The organism is Modestobacter sp. SYSU DS0657 (assembly GCF_054050925.1).
Genome location: NZ_JBJHAG010000003.1, coordinates 245,717 through 262,764, shown reverse-complemented (window position 1 = coordinate 262,764; position 17,048 = coordinate 245,717). Strand labels below are relative to the sequence as shown.

The 17,048-nt window shown below is 74.8% G+C and carries 14 protein-coding genes; 6 read left to right on the top strand and 8 right to left on the bottom strand.

Translation table 11 applies throughout. The features are described 5' to 3' along the window. Positions 1-165: 165 nt before the first annotated feature. Positions 166-1,500: a glycoside hydrolase family 6 protein gene (locus tag ACI79A_RS04030; protein WP_457080186.1), complete on the bottom strand. Its 1,335-nt coding sequence runs from the start codon at positions 1,498-1,500 to the stop codon at positions 166-168. Positions 1,501-1,791: 291 nt separating this feature from the next. Here ACI79A_RS04030 and mbhE point away from each other — a divergent pair, with 291 nt between their 5' ends. Genes mbhE through mnhG form a run of 6 tightly spaced genes read left to right on the top strand, consistent with a single transcriptional unit; the run spans position 1,792 to position 7,558 of the window. After that, the gene (gene mbhE, locus ACI79A_RS04025) at positions 1,792-4,587 is read left to right on the top strand and encodes a hydrogen gas-evolving membrane-bound hydrogenase subunit E (protein ID WP_457080184.1); all 2,796 of its coding nucleotides are present in this window, start codon (positions 1,792-1,794) and stop codon (positions 4,585-4,587) included. Then, a complete protein-coding gene (locus ACI79A_RS04020; protein WP_457080182.1) occupies positions 4,584-5,000 on the top strand; it encodes a sodium:proton antiporter in 417 nt (138 codons plus the stop codon). The genes mbhE and ACI79A_RS04020 overlap by 4 nt, the downstream gene beginning before the upstream one ends. Beyond that, positions 4,997-6,538, top strand: coding sequence for a proton-conducting transporter transmembrane domain-containing protein (locus tag ACI79A_RS04015; protein WP_457080180.1), 1,542 nt, complete (start codon positions 4,997-4,999; stop codon positions 6,536-6,538). Before ACI79A_RS04020 ends, ACI79A_RS04015 begins: the two co-directional genes overlap by 4 nt. Further along, positions 6,535-6,957, top strand: coding sequence for a Na+/H+ antiporter subunit E (locus tag ACI79A_RS04010; protein ID WP_457080178.1), 423 nt, complete (start codon positions 6,535-6,537; stop codon positions 6,955-6,957). Before ACI79A_RS04015 ends, ACI79A_RS04010 begins: the two co-directional genes overlap by 4 nt. Then, the gene (locus tag ACI79A_RS04005) at positions 6,957-7,211 is read left to right on the top strand and encodes a monovalent cation/H+ antiporter complex subunit F (protein WP_457080176.1); all 255 of its coding nucleotides are present in this window, start codon (positions 6,957-6,959) and stop codon (positions 7,209-7,211) included. The genes ACI79A_RS04010 and ACI79A_RS04005 overlap by 1 nt, the downstream gene beginning before the upstream one ends. Continuing rightward, positions 7,208-7,558 carry a monovalent cation/H(+) antiporter subunit G gene (mnhG, locus tag ACI79A_RS04000; RefSeq protein WP_457080174.1) on the top strand — a complete coding sequence of 117 codons (351 nt, stop codon included), beginning with the start codon at positions 7,208-7,210 and terminating at the stop codon, positions 7,556-7,558. Before ACI79A_RS04005 ends, mnhG begins: the two co-directional genes overlap by 4 nt. Before the next feature lie 132 nt (positions 7,559-7,690). Here the strand turns inward: mnhG and ACI79A_RS03995 are convergent, their stop codons facing one another. From ACI79A_RS03995 to ACI79A_RS03965, 7 genes are all read right to left on the bottom strand, one after another. Then, entirely contained in the window at positions 7,691-9,424 is a 1,734-nt protein-coding gene (locus ACI79A_RS03995; protein ID WP_457080172.1) for a dipeptide ABC transporter ATP-binding protein, read from the bottom strand. After that, positions 9,421-10,506: an ABC transporter permease gene (locus ACI79A_RS03990; protein ID WP_457080170.1), complete on the bottom strand. Its 1,086-nt coding sequence runs from the start codon at positions 10,504-10,506 to the stop codon at positions 9,421-9,423. The genes ACI79A_RS03995 and ACI79A_RS03990 overlap by 4 nt, the downstream gene beginning before the upstream one ends. Position 10,507: 1 nt before the next feature. Beyond that, entirely contained in the window at positions 10,508-11,605 is a 1,098-nt protein-coding gene (locus tag ACI79A_RS03985; RefSeq protein ID WP_457080168.1) for an ABC transporter permease, read from the bottom strand. Between the two features lie 104 nt (positions 11,606-11,709). Beyond that, positions 11,710-13,347 (bottom strand): ABC transporter substrate-binding protein, encoded by a 1,638-nt coding sequence (locus ACI79A_RS03980; protein WP_457080165.1) that lies wholly within the window; start codon positions 13,345-13,347, stop codon positions 11,710-11,712. Positions 13,348-13,565: 218 nt separating this feature from the next. Continuing rightward, positions 13,566-15,638, bottom strand: coding sequence for a TPM domain-containing protein (locus tag ACI79A_RS03975; protein ID WP_457080163.1), 2,073 nt, complete (start codon positions 15,636-15,638; stop codon positions 13,566-13,568). Positions 15,639-15,655: 17 nt separating this feature from the next. Next, a complete protein-coding gene (locus ACI79A_RS03970) occupies positions 15,656-16,105 on the bottom strand; it encodes a hypothetical protein (protein WP_457080161.1) in 450 nt (149 codons plus the stop codon). A 135-nt stretch (positions 16,106-16,240) separates the two neighbouring features. Continuing rightward, a complete protein-coding gene (locus ACI79A_RS03965; protein WP_457080159.1) occupies positions 16,241-16,999 on the bottom strand; it encodes a VOC family protein in 759 nt (252 codons plus the stop codon). Positions 17,000-17,048 lie beyond the last annotated feature (49 nt).

Below are 17,048 nucleotides of genomic sequence, written 5' to 3'. Positions count from 1 at the left end.
CCCGCGGGGGCCGACCCCCGGCGCGCCCGCCACCCCGGGCCGGCCGTCGCGGGGGGCCGGGGGTTCCGCGGGGGGGGGGGCCGGCCCCCCCGGAGGGGGCAGCCCACGATCGTGCCCGCGGGAGCCGGCCGCCCCGCGCCAGGGGCGGGGCGGCCGGGGACCTGCTCAGCGCAGCGGCGGGACCGCCAGCTGCGCCAGCTCCAGCGCCTGCTCCGGGAACCAGGCCCCGGCGGCGGGATCGACGATGCCGCCCCACTCCGGGTCGGTGGTCGACCCGGCGATGCCGCGGTTGCACTGCCCGTCGGACTGGCCCGGCGTCTTGACCCACAGGTGGGCGTCCAGCAGCGGGAACTCCGCGGCCGGCTGCGCCTCCGGCCGTGGCCCGAGGCCCCGGGCCGGCGGGTTGCACCAGGTCTGCGGGTCCGGGTAGGCGGTGTCCGGCTCCCACGGGCCCTGGCCGTTGCGGCTGGTGTCGACGACGAAGCGGGCGGTCGGATCGAGCTCGCCGAGCTGCTGGGCGTAGCGGCTGTTCACCCCCGCGGTGTTGGCCACCGGGTCGGCCGCGGTGTCGCTCCACTGCTGCATCGGGTCCAGCGCCACGCCCTGGAAGTCGTTGGCCGGCCCGCCGCTCCAGTACTGGCTGCCGCACTCCCCCGACGGGAGCGCGGCGACGGTGATCAGCGTCAGGCAGGAGGAGATCCAGGTGCCGTACTGCTGCAGGTTGGCCGTGTACTGGTAGTTGGAGACGTTGAGCGCGAAGCCCTGGAACTGCCCGACGTCGGCCGCCGCCAGCCGCTCGGCGATGTCGCCGACCGCGTGCCAGCCGACGTGGCCGGCGTCCAGGTAGACCAGCGCTGCCGGGTTCGCCCGCTCGATCGCCGCGGCGGCGTAGGTGATGTCGGCCAGCCGGCCCTCGTCGGTGGGCGCGGTGCCCTCCGGGTACGTGCCGGGCGGGCAGTCACCGGGCATCAGCGCCAGCCCGTCGGGCTCGATGACGACGGTGATCTGCTGCCCCTTGCGCAGCCCGGCGGCGAAGCCGTCGACCCAGGCGCGGTAGGCCGCGTCGTCGGCCGCCCCGCCCGAGGAGTACTGGGAGCAGTCGCGGCCGGGGACGTTGTAGACGACGAAGGTGGGCACGGTCTTCGTCGCGGTGGCCAGCGTCACCGCGCGGCGCACCTCGTGCCGCACCTCCTTCGGGGTGCCGTCGGTGAACCAGGTGGCCTGCGGGGTGGCGGCCTCGCGTGCGATGAGCTCGGCGTCGGCGAAGCGGTGCTGCTCCACCAGGTCGACGGTCTGCCGGACGGCGCCCGGGTCGGGCACCGGGGTGGTGAAGCGGGTGCCGGGGGCCAGCGGCGGGGCCGGGGCCGGCGCCGTGGCCACCGGGCCGGAGCCGGCCGGCGGGGCCGCGGCGGCCGGACCGGCCACCGCGAGCGGGCCGACCGCGATCACCGCGGAGACGGCCAGCAGCGCCGCACGTCGGCGGCGGGGAGTCGAGAACATCGTCGTCCTGTCGTCGGAGGACCCACGGCGAGCACCGTGGGAGCGCTCCCACTCCGGTCGCACGGGGATAAGCATCAAGTGTGGGAGCGGTCACACTCTGCCCCCGAAAGTCCGCCGGCGCAAGACGCCTGCGTTCCGGAACGTCGCCGATCTCGAGCGCCTCGCGCCCGACCGCGCGCAGCCCTGCGACCGGCTCACGACCTGCCCTGCCCGGCCGCAGCCCCTAGATTCGGACGAGGTGTGCCGGGAAGCCTGGTCGGCAGTCCCGTTCGCGACCCCTGGAGCCGCCCGGTGAGCCTGCTCGTCGCCCTCGGGCTGCTGCTCGCCCTGTCCGCGCTCGCCCCCCTGCTCGCCCGCCGGCTGGGGCGCGCCACCGGGTACGTGCTGGCTGTCGGGTTCCTGCTGGTCGGCGGGGTGCTGCTCACCCACACCCGGGCGGTGCTGGCCGGCTCGGTGGTCGAGTGGTCGACGGAGTGGCTGCCCAGCCTGGGCGTCTCGCTCACCCTGCGGCTGGACGGCGTCTCGCTCGTCTTCAGCCTGATCGCGCTCGGCGTCGGCGCCCTCGTGCTGGCCTACTGCCCGCACTACATCGACGAGGAGGACGCCCACGGGCCGCTCTACCCGCTGCTGACCTTCTTCGCCGCCGCGATGGTCGGGCTGGTGCTGGCCGACGACATGGTGGTGCTGTACCTCTGCTGGGAGCTGACCACCCTCTGCTCGTTCGCCCTCGTCTCCACCGCGGGCACGCCGGCGACCCGGGCCGCCCGGCAGGCCCTGCTCGTCACCGTCGCCGGAGGGCTGGCGCTGCTGGCCGCCGTGGTGCTGGTCTCGGTGACCGCGGGCACCACCCGGCTGTCCGCCGTCCTCGCCGATCCCGCCGTGGTGCTCGACTCCCCGGTGGCGCTGCCCGTCGGGGTGCTGCTGGCGGTCGCCGCGTTCACCAAGTCGGCCCAGCTGCCGGTGCACTTCTGGCTGCCCGGAGCGATGGTCGCGATGACGCCGGTGAGCGCCTACCTGCACGCGGCGACCATGGTGAAGGCGGGCATCTACCTGCTGATCCGGTTCAGCCCGCTGTACGCCGACGAGCCGGCCTGGCAGGCGACCCTGATCGTGGTCGGCCTGACCACCGCGGTGGTCGGGGCGGTGATGGCGTTGCGCGAGCACGACCTCAAGGCGGTGCTGGCCCAGTCGACGGTCAGCCAGCTGGGCCTGCTGGTGGCGGCGATCGGCGTGGGCACCGCCGAGGCGCTCGCCGCGGCGCTGCTGCACACGATGGCGCACGCGCTGTTCAAGGCCACCCTGTTCATGCTGGTCGGGATCATCGACGAGGAGACCGGCCGCCGCGACGTGCGCGAGCTGTCCGGGCTGCGCCGGGTGATGCCCTGGACGGCGGCCTTCACCGGTCTGGCGGCGCTGTCGCTGGCCGGGGTGCCGCCACTGCTGGGGTTCGCCAGCAAGGAGTACCTGTTCGCCGCCTTCCTCGACACCGAGCTGGCGCCCTGGGCCGGTCCGGTCGCCGCGTCCGCGGCGGTGCTCGCCTCGGCGTTCACCGTGGCCTACAGCGCGCGCATCGTGTACGGCGCGTTCGGCGGGGGCGCCACCGAACCGCCGGACCTGCACGAACCGGCGCCGGCCTTCCTGGCCCCGGCTGCGGTGGCCGCCGTCGCCGGCCTGCTGCTCGGCCCGGCCGTCGCGCTGCTGGACCCGCTGGTGGACGCCGCCACCGGCGCCGCCCTGCCCGACGGGGACCCCCCGGAGGTCTACCTGTGGCACGGGTTCACGCCCGAGCTGGGCATGTCCGCGGTCACCCTCACGGCGGGGCTGCTGATGTTCTGGCGGCGGGGCGCCGTGGACCGGGTGCTGCAGCGGATGCGGCTGCCCGACGGCAGCGAGCTGTTCGAGCGCGCCCATGCCGGGCTGCTCGCCGCGGGCACCGCCGTCGGCCGCCCCGACCGGGTGCCCGTCCTCGCCGCCCACCTGGCCCGCCCGGTGCTCGGGCTGCTCGTGCTGGCGGGGGTGGGTGTCGCCGCCCTCGGCGAGCTGCCCCCGCGGGCCGGCAGCTCGGAGCCGGTGGAGTGGCCGCTGCTGGTGCTGCTGGCCCTGGCGCTGGCCGGGGCGGTCGCCACCGGGTCGGCCCTGGTGCTGATCGGCCTGGTCGGCCTGGTCGGTCTGCTCGTCTCGGTGTGGTTCGTGCTCGCCGGCGCCGTCGACGTGGCGATCACCCTGCTGCTGGTGGAGGTGCTCACCGCCGTGGTGCTGGTGCTCGTCCTGCGCGGCACCCCGGTCGGGCTCCCCCGGAGCGGCCCGGCGCGCCGCTGGCCGGCCGCGGCGCTCGCCGTCGGGGTGGGGCTGGCCGGTGCCGGGGCCACCGCCGCGTTGACCGGCCGCCGCGACCTCTCCCCCGCGGGGGAGTTCTTCCTGACCCGGGGCGAGGAGCTCACCAGCGGGGAGAACGTGGTGAACACCGTCCTGGTCGACTTCCGCGGGCTGGACACGCTCCTGGAGTCCCTGGTCGTGGGCGTGGCCGCGCTCGGGCTGCTGGTGCTGCGCGCCCGGGCCGGCACCGCGCGCCCGCCGGCCACCGGGGCCCGGGACTCCATCGCCGGCACCGGCACCCCCACCGAGGACGTCGTGCTGCGGGTCAGCACCCGGCTGCTGGTGCCCGGCATGCTGGCCCTCTCGGCGTTCCTGCTCTGGCGCGGGCACGACGCCCCCGGCGGCGGCTTCATCGCCGCCCTGGTGGCCGGCGTCGCGGTGACGCTCCAGCGGCTCGTGCTCGGCCCGTACCAGCGGCTGGGGCGCGCGCTGCGGGCCCGACCGCTGGTCGGGGCCGGGGTGGTCGTGCTGCTCGGCGTGGCCCTGCTGCCGCTGCTGTGGGGTGACCCGCCGCTGCAGCCGTTCCAGGTGCCGGGCCTGTACGCGCTGGGCGTCGGCTCCTCGCTGGTCTTCGACGCGGGTGTGTACCTGCTGGTCGTCGGGTTGGTCACCGCCACCGTCGACACGCTCGCCGACCGGGCGTCCGGCGACGACGGGGGCCGCACACCCGCCACCGGCGCCGAGGTCACGGTCGCCGGGGGCGCCCGGTGACCGCCGCGGTGGCGGTCGGGCTGCTGACGGCCGCCGGGGTGTACCTGGTGCTGCAGCGCACCCTGCTCCGGGTGGTGGTGGGCTTCGTGCTGCTCGGTCATGCGGTGAACCTGCTGCTGGTCTCCGCCGGCGGCCCCCACCGGCGCGGGCTGCCGTTCGCCGGCCAGGGCGGTGACGAGCCGGCGGCGGACCCGCTGCCGCAGGCGTTCGTGCTGACCGCGATCGTGATCACCTTCGCCATCACCGTCTACCTGCTCGGCCTGGCCCGGGCCGGCCGGGTGCAGCCGGAGGACGACGGCACGTCGGCCGACCGCAGCACCGCGGAGGCGGGCGTCCCGGTCGACGTCGCCCCCGACCCGGCCGACGACCCCGCTCCGGACGTGGCCGGCGACGACGCGGACGGCCCCCGGTGAGCGCGCTGCTGGCCGCCCCGGTCCTCGGGCCCCTCCTCGCCGCCGGCCTGCTGCTCCTGCTGGGCCGGCGCCGGCCGGGGCCCTCCCCGGTCGACCGCGCGGTGGGGCTCGCGGTGGCGGCCGCGGTGGTGGTGGTCGCTGCGGTGCTGCTGGCCGGCGCGCTCGACGGCGACGTCCCGGTGCTGCGCGTCGCCGGGTGGCCGTCGGTCATCGCGATCACCTTCGTCGCCGCCGATGCGCTCAGCGCCCTCGTGCTGCTCCTGACCTCGGTCGTCGTCCTGCTCGGCCTGGTGTACGCGATCGGCACCGGTGAGGACGACGCACCGCTGACGGTGCCGCTGGTGCTGGTCATGTCCGCCGGCGTCTCCGGCGTGCTGCTCACCGCCGACCTGTTCAACCTGTTCGTCTTCGTCGAGGTGATGCTCGTCCCCAGCTACGTGCTGGTGGCGCTGGGCCGGGATCGGCAGCGGGTGGCCGGCAGCCGGCTCTACGTCACGGTGAACCTGCTCGCCTCGACGATGTTCCTGGCCGGCACCGGCCTGCTCTACGGGGTGGCCGGCACCGTGCAGCTCGGAGAGCTCGCCGGGGTGGCCGCGGCCGGCACCCCGGCCGCGCTCGCCGCCGGGGTGGCGATGCTCGCGATGGCGGTGAAGTCGGCGGTCGTGCCGTTCCACAGCTGGGTGCCCGGCTCCTACGCGGTGACCGGGCCGGCGGTGACCGTGCTGTTCTCCGGGCTGCTCACCAAGGTCGGGCTGTACGTGCTGTTCCGGCTCTACGCCGTGCTGTTCGACCTCGACCCGGACCTGCGCTGGCTGCTGCTGACCGCCGCCGTCCTGACCATGGTGGTCGGGGTGCTCGCCGCGGTCGGGGAGAGCAGCGTGCGGCGGGTGCTGATCTCGCACATGGTCAGCCAGATCGGCTACGTGGTGGTGGGGCTGGGGCTCGCGACGCTCGCCGGGTTCACCGCGGCGCTGTTCTTCCTCGTCCAGTACGTCCTGGTGAAGGCCGCGCTGTTCATGGTGGGCGGCGCGCTCCGGACCCGGTACGGCACCGACTCCCTGCACCACCTCGGCGGGCTGGTGCACCGTGAGCGGCTGCTCGCGGTCGCGTTCGGTGGCTCGGCGCTCGCCCTCGTGGGCATCCCGCCGACGTCCGGGTTCGTCGGCAAGCTGCAGCTGGCCACCGCCACGGCGGCCGAGGGCGCCTGGTGGGTGCTGGCAGCGCTGCTCGCGGTCAGCCTGATCACCCTGGTGTCGATGCTGAAGGTGTGGAACGGCGTCTTCTGGGCCCCGGCCGAGGACGGTCCGCCGGAACGGGTCGACGGTCCCGAACGGGCCGGGGACGGTCCGGGCAGCAGGACCACCCGGACCCGTCCGGGGCGCGGCGCACGGGCTGCCCTCGTCGGACCGCCGCTGCTGCTGGCCGCGGGCGCGCTGGTGCTGGGCGTCTGGGCGGAGCCTCTGCTGCACGCCGCGGAGGCGGCCGCCGCGGGCCTGGTCGACCCCGGCGGCTGGGTGGCGGCGGTGACCGGGCGGTGAACGAGGTCGTGCGCACCCTGCGGCACGCGGGCCGGCTGGCCGCCTTCGCCGTGCACTACGCCGGGCGCTTCCTCCGCGCCAACCTGCAGGTGGCCCGGGAGATCGTCACTCCGGGGACCGGCGTGACCCCCGCCGTCCTCCGGCTGAACCTGGCGGGGCGGACCGACCTGGAGGTCGCGTCCTTCATCGCCCTGGTCGGGCTGACCCCCGGCACGCTGGTGATCGCCTCGACGGACCGGCGGTCCTCCGGAGGCGGTGTCGAGGTGGCCGTGCACAAGATGCACGTCCCGGACGTGGCCGCGACCCGGGCCGAGCTGTACCAACTGGAGGACCGGATGCTGGCCGCCTGGCGGCGCAGCGGGCAGGTGCCCGACCGGGCCTCCGGGCCGGACGCCGCTCCGGATCGGGAGGAGAGCTGATGGTGCTGGACGCGGCGCTGGCGGTGCTCGCGCTGTCCCTGCTGGCGGCCGTGGGGCGGATCGTCCTCGGGCCGACCGACGCCGACCGGGTCCTCGCGGTCGACTTCGGCTTCGCGGTGACGCTGTGCGCGGTCGCCGTCCTCTCCGTGCGGATGCGGGCGCCCGCGCTGCTCGACCTGGTCCTGGTCGGCACGCTGGTCGGCTTCCTGGCCACCGTGGCGCTGGCCCGGCTGGTCGCGAGGCGGTCCCGGTGAGCGCCCTGGGCAACGTGGTCCTGCTGGTCGGGGTGGCGCTGGTGGGGATCGCCGCCCTCGGGCTGCTCCGGCTGCCCGACGTCTACAACCGGACCAACGCCGTGGCCAAGGCCGCCAGCCTGGGCCTGGTCCTCGTCCTGCTCGGGGTGGCGCTGCGCACGCCGGACACCGGCGCGGTCGTCGTCCTGCTCGTGGCGGCCGTGCTGCAGCTGTTCACCGTGCCGATCGCCGGCTTCGAGGTGGGCCAGGCGGCCCGCCTGACCGGCGCCCCGCTGACCGACCGCACGCACACCGATGAACTGGGCGTGGGCGACCGGGAGCCGGAGGAGGACCCCCGCTCCCGCTGACCCCCGCCCGCCCACGATCAGCTGAGCTCACTGCCGGTCCTCCTGGCTCACCTCCTGAGCTGAGCCAGGAGCGAGCACGATCAGCCCACCTGATCCCCGGAGCGACCGCACGCGGCTGGGCGGGCCGCTGGCTCAGGCGTCGGCGCGCAGCCGCTCCCACTCGGCGCGGCGGCCGGCCTGCTGGTCGGGGTCGGGCACCGGCAGCGAGGCCAGCAGCCGACGCGTGTAGGCGTGCTGCGGCGCCCCGAGCACCTCCGCGCCCGTTCCCTCCTCGACCAGCCGGCCACGCAGGAGCACCGCGATCCGGTCGGCCAGCAGGTCGACGACGGCGAGGTCGTGGCTGATGAACAGCGCGGCGAACCCCAGCTCCCGCTGCAGGTCGGCGAAGAGCTCCAGCACCCGGGCCTGCACCGAGACGTCCAGGGCCGAGGTCGGCTCGTCGGCGATGAGCAGCTCCGGGTCCAGCGCGAGCGCGCGGGCCAGGCTGGCGCGCTGCCGCTGCCCGCCGGAGAGCTCGTGGGGGTACCGGTCGCCGAAGGCCTTGGGCAGCTGCACCGCCTCGAGCAGCTCGTCGACCCGCCGGCGGGCGGCGCGGGGATCCTTGGCCCGCTTGTGCACCACCAGCGGTTCGGCCACCGCGTCGGCGATGGTGAGCAGCGGGTTGAAGCTGGTCGCCGGGTCCTGGAAGACGAAGCCGATCCGCTCGCGGACGGGGCGGAAGGTGCGCTCCCTCATCCCGTTCATCTCGGTGCCCAGCACCTGCAGCGACCCGCCGCTGACCTTGGTCAGGCCGGCGATCGCCCGCCCGATCGTGGTCTTGCCGCTGCCGCTCTCCCCCACCAGCCCGAGCACCTCGCCGGGGCGGATGTCGAAGCTGACGCCGTCGACGGCGGTGAAGTCCGGCTTGCGCAGCCGGCCCGGGTAGACGATCCGCAGGTCCCGTGCCGAGACCACGGGGGTGGTCTCGGCCCAGCCCGGCGCGCGCTGCTCGGCGCGCGCCCGCGCGTTCGCCGAGCCACTGCCCAGCCGCGGGACGGCGGCCAGCAGCTGCTGGGTGTAGGGCTCCTTCGGCGCGGCGAAGAGGGTGCGGACGTCGGCCTGCTCGACCAGCTCGCCGCGGTACATGACCGCGACCCGGTCGGCGAGGTCGGCGACCACCCCCATGTTGTGGGTGATCAGCACGATCGCGGCGCCGAAGTCGTCGCGGCAGCGGCGCAGCAGGTCGAGGATCTCCGCCTGCACCGTGACGTCCAGGGCGGTGGTCGGCTCGTCGGCGACGATCACGCCGGGGTCGAGCACCAGCGCCTGGGCGATGACGATGCGCTGCTTCTGCCCGCCGGAGAACTGGTGCGGGTAGTGGTCGATCCGGGTCTCCGGGTCGGGGATGCCCACCCGGCGCAGCACGTCGATCGCCTTGGCCCGCGCCTCGGCCTTGCTGAGCTTGCCGTGCGCGTGCAGGCCCTCGGTGATCTGCCAGCCCACCGGGTACACCGGGTTGAGCGCCGTCGAGGGCTCCTGGAACACCATGGCGGCGTCCTGCCCGCGGACCTGCCGCAGCTGGCCGCCGGAGAGGGAGACGACGTCGTGCGAGCTGCCGCCGTCCCGGCTGCGCAGCACGACCGCGCCGCGCGCGGTCGCCGTCTCCGGCAGCAGCCCGAGGATGGTGCGGGCGGTGACCGTCTTGCCGCTGCCGCTCTCCCCCACGATGGCCAGCACCTCGCCGGCGGCGACCGTCAGCGACACGTCGCGCACGGCGGCCACCGTGCCGGCGTCGGTGGCGAAGGAGACGGCGAGGTCGCGGATCTCCACGACGGCTTCCCGGGAGGTGTCCCCGCTGCCCAGCCCGGTTGCGTTGGTGGTGGTCATGCCCGGTCTCCCCGTCCCTGGTCCTCGAGCCCGTCGACGCCGCCCGGCCCGGCGCTCAGCGCACCGCCGGGCACGGCGGCCACCTCGGCCAGCCCCTCGGGCTGCTGCTGGGCGGCCCGGCGGCGGGTGCGCAGCCGGGGGTCGGCCAGGTCGTTGAGGCTCTCCCCGACCAGCGTCAGCCCGAGCACGACCAGCACGATCGCCAGGCCCGGGAACAGCGAGGTCCACCAGATGCCGCTGGTGACGTCGGACAGCGAGCGGTTGAGGTCGAAGCCCCACTCGGCGGCCGACGTCGGCTCGATGCCGAAGCCGAGGAAGCCCAGCCCGGCGAGGGTGAGGATCGCCTCGGAGGCGTTCAGCGTCAGGATCAGCGGCAGCGTGCGGGTGGCGTTGCGCAGCACGTGGCGCAGCATGATCCGCCGGTTGCTGGCGCCGATCACCCGGGCGGACTCGACGAACGCCTCGGACTTGATCCGCACCGTCTCCGCGCGCACCACCCGGAAGTACTGCGGGATGAAGACCACGGTGATCGAGATCGCCGCGGCGAGGATGCCGTTCCACATGCTCGACCGACCACCGCTGATGACGATCGCCACGACGATCGCCAGCAGCAGCGGGGGGAAGGCGTACACCGCGTCGGCGATGACCACCAGCACCCGGTCCAGCCAGCCGCCGAAGTAGCCGGAGACCAGGCCCAGCAGCACGCCGAGCGCCAGCGACAGCGCGATCGCGACGACGATGACGTACAGCGCCGTGCGGGAGCCCCAGATCACCCGGGACAGCACGTCGTAGCCGCCGACCGTCGTGCCCAGCCAGTGGTCGGCCGACGGCGACTGCTGCGCGCCGAAGGGGCCCTGCGCGTCGCGCAGCTGGCTGTACTCGTAGGGCGCCAGCAGCGGTGCGAACACCGCGGTCAGCACGAACACGCCGGCGAGGACCAGCCCGGCGACGAGCATGCCGCGCTGCAGGCCGACGCTCTGCCGCAGCTGGTGGACGACGGGCAGCTGCCGCCAGGTGCGGCGCCGGCCGGCGGGGGCGGTCACCGCGGTGCTCCCGGTGGTGCTCCCGGTGGTGGTGGTCATCTCAGTACCTCACCCGGGGGTCGATGAGCGCGGCGATGACGTCGACGACGAAGTTGGTGACCGCGACGATGACCGCCAACAGCGCCACGATCCCCTGCACGGCGACGAAGTCGCGGGCCTGCAGGTACTGCGCGAGCTGGAAGCCCAGGCCCTTCCACTCGAAGGTGGTCTCGGTGAGCACCGCGCCGGCCATGAGCATGGCGATCTGCATGCCGATGACGGTGATGATCGGGATCAGCGCCGGGCGGTAGGCGTGCTTGCGCAACAGCCGGTACTCCCCGACGCCGCGCGAGCGGGCGGCCTCGACGTACCCGCTGCCCAGCGTGCCGATGACGTTGGTGCGCACCAACCGGAGGAAGACACCGGCGGTGAGCAGGCCGAGGGCGACCGCCGGCAGGACGGCGTGCTGCAGCACGTCGCTGATGACGTCGGGGTCGCCGGTGCGGAGGGCGTCGACCAGGTAGATGCCGGTCTGCCCGTCCAGCCGCGACAGCTCGATCTCGGTGCGGGTGGAGGCCCGCCCGGCGACCGGCAGCCAGCCCAGCTGGACGGCGAACACGAGCTTGAGCAGCAGGCCGGCGAAGAAGACCGGGGTGGCGTAGCAGAGGATCGCGAAGACCCGCAGCATCGCGTCGGGGGCGCGGTCGCGCATGTAGGCGGCGAGCTGCCCCAGCGGGATGCCCACCACGAAGGCGACCAGCAGGGCGTAGAAGGCCAGCTCCAGGGTGGCGGCACCGAAGGTGGTGAGCACCTCGGTCACCGGGCGCCGGTCGCTGAGCGTGGTGCCGAAGTCGCCGCGGACCACGTTGCCCAGGTACTCGAGGTACTGGGTGAACAGCGGGCGGTCGTACCCGGCCTCCCGGATCCGCTCCTGCAGCTGGTCGGCCGGCAGCCGGCCGCCGAGCGCGGCGGTGATCGGGTCGCCGGTGGCGCGCATCAGGAAGAAGACGGTCGTCACCAGGATGAAGATCGTCGGGAAGATCAGCAGGAAGCGGACGAGGAGGTAGCTCCCCAGTCCGCCGCCGCTGCGCCGCCGGCGGCGCGCGGGTGGTGCGGCCGGCTCGGTGGCGTTCCCGGCCAGCTCGGAGGTCGTGGTCATCGCTCTCAGTCCATCAGGCGGCCGTCGGGGGACGGCCGGACGTGCCCGGCCCCGGGCGACCCGCGAGGTGCGGGGCGCCCGGGGCCGGGGGTGGTGCGGGGTGGTCAGCCCTTGGACAGGGCGCCGTACCGGAACTTGAACGACGCGTCCAGGGTGTCCTGGGCGCCGTCGACGTCGGTGCCGGTGACGGCCACCTGGGCGCCCTGCAGGTAGGGCACGGTCGACAGGTCGTCGGCCACCAGCTCCTGGATCTGCTCGATCAGCGCCTGCCGCTCGGCCGGGTCGGCCGTGGTCGCCTGCTGGATGATCAGCTCGTCGACCTGCGGGTCCGAGTAGTGGTTGCCCAGGAAGTTCTCCGTCTGGAAGAACGGCGTCAGGTAGTTGTCGGCGTCGGAGTAGTCCGGGAACCAGCCGAGCTGGTAGGCCGGGTAGACGTCGGCGGTGCGCTGCTCGGAGTACTGCGTCCACTCGGTGGTCTGCAGGTCGACGGCGAACAGCCCGGAGGACTCCAGCTGGTCCTTGATCAGGGCGTACTCGTCACCCGAGGACGGGCCGTAGTGGTCGTTGGAGTACTGCAGGTTGAGCTGCACCGGGGTCTCCACCCCGGCGGCCTCCAGCAGCTGCGCGGCAGCGTCGGCGTCCGGGCCGCCCTCGCCGTCGCCGTACTTCTCCCGGAGCGGCTCGATGGCGCCGGTGAGGCCCTCGGGCACGAAGGAGTAGAGCGGCGTGAAGGTGCCCTTGTAGACCTGCTCGGCCAGCTCCTCGCGGTCGATCAGGCTGGCGACGGCCTGGCGCACGGCGAGCGCCTTGGCCGGGTCGGCCTCCGGCGTGGTGGCGCCGTAGGGCTGGGTGTTGAAGTTGAAGACGATGTAGCGGATCTCGCCGCCGGGGCCGTCGACGACCTGGACGTCGTCGTTGCCGCGCAGGTCCTCGACGTCGGTGGCGCTCAGGCTGCGGAAGGCGACGTCGATGTTGCCCTCCTGCACGTCCAGCTTCAGGTTCGAGGCGTCGGCGTAGTAGCGGACGCTGACCTCGTCGGTCTGCGGGGCGCCGAGCAGGCCGTCGTAGCCGTCGAACGCCTCGTAGGAGACCAGGTTGTTCTGGTCGTAGTCGGTGATCGTGTACGGGCCGGCGAAGGCCTGGCCGTCGACGATCTCCTGGTCCGGGGTGAGCGCGTCGGCGGCGAAGACGTCCTCGTCGACGATCGGGCCGGCCGGGCTGGACAGGATCTGCGGGAAGACCTGGTCGTTCTCCGACTTCAGGTTGAACACCACGGTCTGCTCGTCCGGGGTCTCGACGCTGTCCAGGTTGTACAGCAGCGACGCCGGGCCGCTCTCGTCGTTGATCGCGATCACGCGGTCGAAGGAGAACTTGACGTCGGAGGAGGTCAGCTCGTTGCCGTTGGCGAAGGTGAGGCCCGGCTTCAGGGTGACCGTGTACTGCGTCGGCGAGGTGAACTCCGCGGACTCGGCGATGTCCGGCTCGACGTCCGGGCTGCCCAGCGGGGTGTTCATCAGGAACGGGTAGACCTGGTTCATCACGGCGAAGGAGCCGTTGTCGTACGAACCGGCCGGGTCGATCGTGGTGATCTTGTCGCTGGTCCCGATGATCAGCGAGTCGCCGCCGCCCCCACCGGAGCCGTCGTCACTGCCGCCACCGCACGCCGCCAGCGCGAGCGCCGTCGCCGTGATGCCCGCCGTCGCGACCAGCGCACGCCGGCCGCTCCTGGACACGGAGTTCATCCGCCACCTCGTTCTTCGTCCAGGCGGCGCGGTCGGCGCACAGGCGCCAGACCCCGGCCGCCTGTGGTCATGGGAGATGCATGACTAACACACCTGTCCCACCAGCCGGGACGGCGGGGTGTCACCTGTGATCGAGATGTGATCCCCGGGCCGTTCACCTGAGGTCCACGTCACGTCCACCGCCCGACTGGACGCCGGCCGCCTGCCGACCGGAGCGCTCAGAAGCTGCCGCCGCCGCTGAAGCCGCCACCACCGAAGCTGCCGCCGCCGCTGAAGCCGCCGCCCCCGCCCCCGCCGCCGAAGCCGCCGCCGTACCCGCCGCCGAGGCCCCCGAGCAGGATGCCGCCGAGCATCCCGCCGGCCACGCCCCCGGCGATACCGCCGCCGAACCCCCCGCCGCGCCGGTAGCCACCGCCGTAGCCGCCGCCCCCGTAACCGCCGCCCCCGTAGCCGCCGGACATGTAGTCCTCGACGTCCTGCTGAGCCTGGGCCAGCGCCTGCCGGGCGAGCGCGTCGGCCCGCTGGGCCGATCGCAGCGCCGCGACCGGGTCGCCCGCGGCCGAGCGCGAGGCGTCGTCCAGACTCCGGTCGGCCTCGGCGAGCCGGGTGCGGGCGACGCTGCCGACGGCGCCGCGGCGGGTGGCGATGAAGTCCTGGGCGACCGCGATGGAGGTGTCCGCCGCCCGCACCGCCTGCTGCAGGTGGGCGGCCGCGCGCTGCTGCTGCTGGCGGAGGTCCCGCGCCGGTTCGAGGGCGGCCTCCAGCGCGAGATCGGCCTCGTCGAGCTGGCGCACGATCTCGAGCGGGTCGGGCAGCGCCCCGTCGCGTGGCTGCCACTGGGCGGTGGCCGCGGCGAGCGCGCTCTCCGCCCGGGCCAGCTGCTCCCGCAGGCCGGGGGTGTCCACACCCCGGCCGAGCAGCGCGTGCGCCTCGGCGATGTCCTTCTCGGTCTCCACGCGCACCGCGGTGAACCGGTCGCCCGCGGCGGCCAGCTCGCCGGCGACCCGGCCGACCGAGTCCAGCAGGGTGCGGGCCTGCGCCAGCGCGTCCTCGGCGGCGCGGACCGCCGGCACGGCCGCCGCCGTGCGCCCCTCGTCGAGCTCGGACCGGCCGTGCGCGAGCGCCTGCTCGGCGAGCTCCGCGCGCGCCTGCGCCTCGGCGACGTTGTCGGCGACCGGCGACCAGGCGCTCCGGGCGTAGCGCTGCTGCAGCTGCTGCAGCGTGCGCTCGGCCTCGGGCAGCCGGGCGCGCACCGCATCGACCCCCGGCTGGAGCGCGGCCAGCGCCTCGGGTGCGGACTCCTCGAGGTGGCGCAGCCGGGCGTAGGCCTCCGCCTGGTCGTCGAGCCGGGCGGACGCCGCGGCGGTGAGCTGCAGCAGCTCGGTGAGCATGCGGCGCTGGGTGGGCTCGTCCTCGGGGATGTCGTCGTCGAGCTGCTGGCGGATGCCGAAGGCACGGGACAGTTCTCCCTTGGAGGCGTCCAGCGCCTCCTGGAACCCGGCGACCGGCTGCTCGCCGTACTGCGACCGGGCGTAGGCGAGGTCGAGCTCGGAGGTCTTCACCGCCTCGTCCAGCGCCAGCAACTCCTCGCTGGCCCGGAACATCAGCTGCTCGGTGGGCGTGCCGTGGTGCGGGTCGCGGGCGGCCGCCTCGGCGGCGGCGCGCTCCTCCGCAGCCCGCTGCTGCGCCGCCGCCTGCTTCTTGCGCTGCCGGCTGCGCACCAGGGCGTAGCCGCCACCGCCGATCACGGCGATCCCCACCAGCACCGCGAGCGCGCCCCCACCGCCGCCGGCATCACCGTCGCTGCCGCCTGCTGCGCTGCCACCACCGGACTGGATCCCCTCGGCGAGGGTGATGGCCCCCCCGGCCCAGTCACCTGCACCCAGTTCCGGTTCCACGTCGCGGGTGACCAGCGTGGCGAACTCGCCCTCGGTCACTGGGCTGTTGGGGCCCACGTCGAAGCTGGTGAACCTGTCCTCGGTGGCCACCGCGAACAGGGCCTCGTTCGTGCCCAGCCCGGCCAGCTCGAAGGCCTGCTCGGCCCAGGCGCCGCGGGTCAGCCCGTCGAAGGAGTCGACGTAGACGACGTAGAGCTGGGTGCCCTCCGCGGTCTGCAGCTCCTGCAGCGCCGACTCGACCTCCGCCTCCTCCGCGGGGCTGAGCACGTCGGCCTGGTCGACGAGCTGCTCGGTCGGGGCGAACGGCTCGACGGCCAGGGCCGGCCCGGCACCGAGCAGCACGCCGGCCGCACCGAGGACGCCGACGGTCAGGGATCGCACGGACGGGCGCATGCCCCCATCGTGGCTGATCAGGCTGTGACCGGCGTGCCGGGCTCCGCCGGCGCGTGCAGCCGCCGCTTGGCGACCGCGATGGGTGCCTGCCCGACCAGCGCCGGCAGCACCCAGAAGACCGGGTTGCCGGTCTCGGCGATCAGCACTCCGGTGACCAGCGCGATGTAGGAGCCGCCGAGCAGGTGCGGCTGCCAGCTGCGCCAGCCGGACCAGTTCCGGCGGCGGGCCAGCGCCCCGGTGACCGCGAGCACCTCGGTGCCGACCGCCACCGGCACCAGCCAGCCCAGGCCGGGCGCCGTCACGGCCAGGGCCACCGCCGAGACGGCCACCCCTGCGACAGCGGCCTGGTAGGCGCGGGCTGCTCCCCGCGCCCGGCGACCGGACCGCCGGGCGGCCAGCCATACCGGGCCGAGGAGCAGCCCGCCCACTCCCAGCAGGACGTGCGTGGACAGCAGGAGGTCGCGCATCGCACCGGTTCCCCTCGGGCCCGGCGCCGTGCCACGGTCCGGGGCCGGACCCGCCCGGCGGCGCCTGTCCCGACCCTGCCGGTCGCGGCCGGCGTCGGACAGGTGCCGGATGTCAGGTCCTGACCGGTGCGTCCGTCAGCCGCCGAGGTCCTGCATCACCGAGAACGCCGCGCCCTGCGGGTCGGCGAGCACCGCGACCCGGCCGTACGGGGTGTCCTCCGCCGGCATGAGCACCTTCCCCCCGCCGGACTCGACCGCCCGCACCGCCTCATCGGTGGCGGCGACCGCGAAACAGGTGCTCCACCCGCGGGGCAGGCCCTCGACCACCCCGCCGAGCCCGCCCAGCGGGCGCTCGCCCGTCGCGAAGGTGCAGTACCCGCCGGCGTCGGGGATCTCGTCGAAGCGGAAGCCGAACACCGCGGAGTAGAACTCCCGCGCCGCGCCCGGGTCGTCGACGGCGACCTCGTTCCAGACCAGCGAACCGGGCTCGTTGAACACCTGGACCCCGGTGGTGGTGCCGGCCTGCCAGAGCCCGAACGGGTTGCCCTGCGGGTCGGCGGCGATCGCCATCCGGCCGGCCGGGCCGACGTCCATCGGTGGGGCGAGGACGCTCCCACCGGCCGCCGTGACGCGTGCGGCCGTCGCGTCGGCGTCGTCGGTGGCGAAGTACGTCGTCCACCGTGGAGGGTCGGCCGGGTCCTGCTGGGGGCCGAGGCCGGCGGCCTCGTGCCCGTCCCGCAGGCACATCAGGTAGCCGCCGGAGTCGGGCCCCGGGTCGCGGTAGGTCCAGTCGAGGATCGCCGCGTAGAACGCGCGGGCGGCGTCGACGTCGGGGGTGGCCAGGTCGACCCAGCAGGGGGTGCCGGGGGGCCAGGCGGTGTCGCGAGTGGGCATGTCTCCTCCTCGGGAAGGACTGCACTCGGTCGGACGGCCGAGGAGGTGA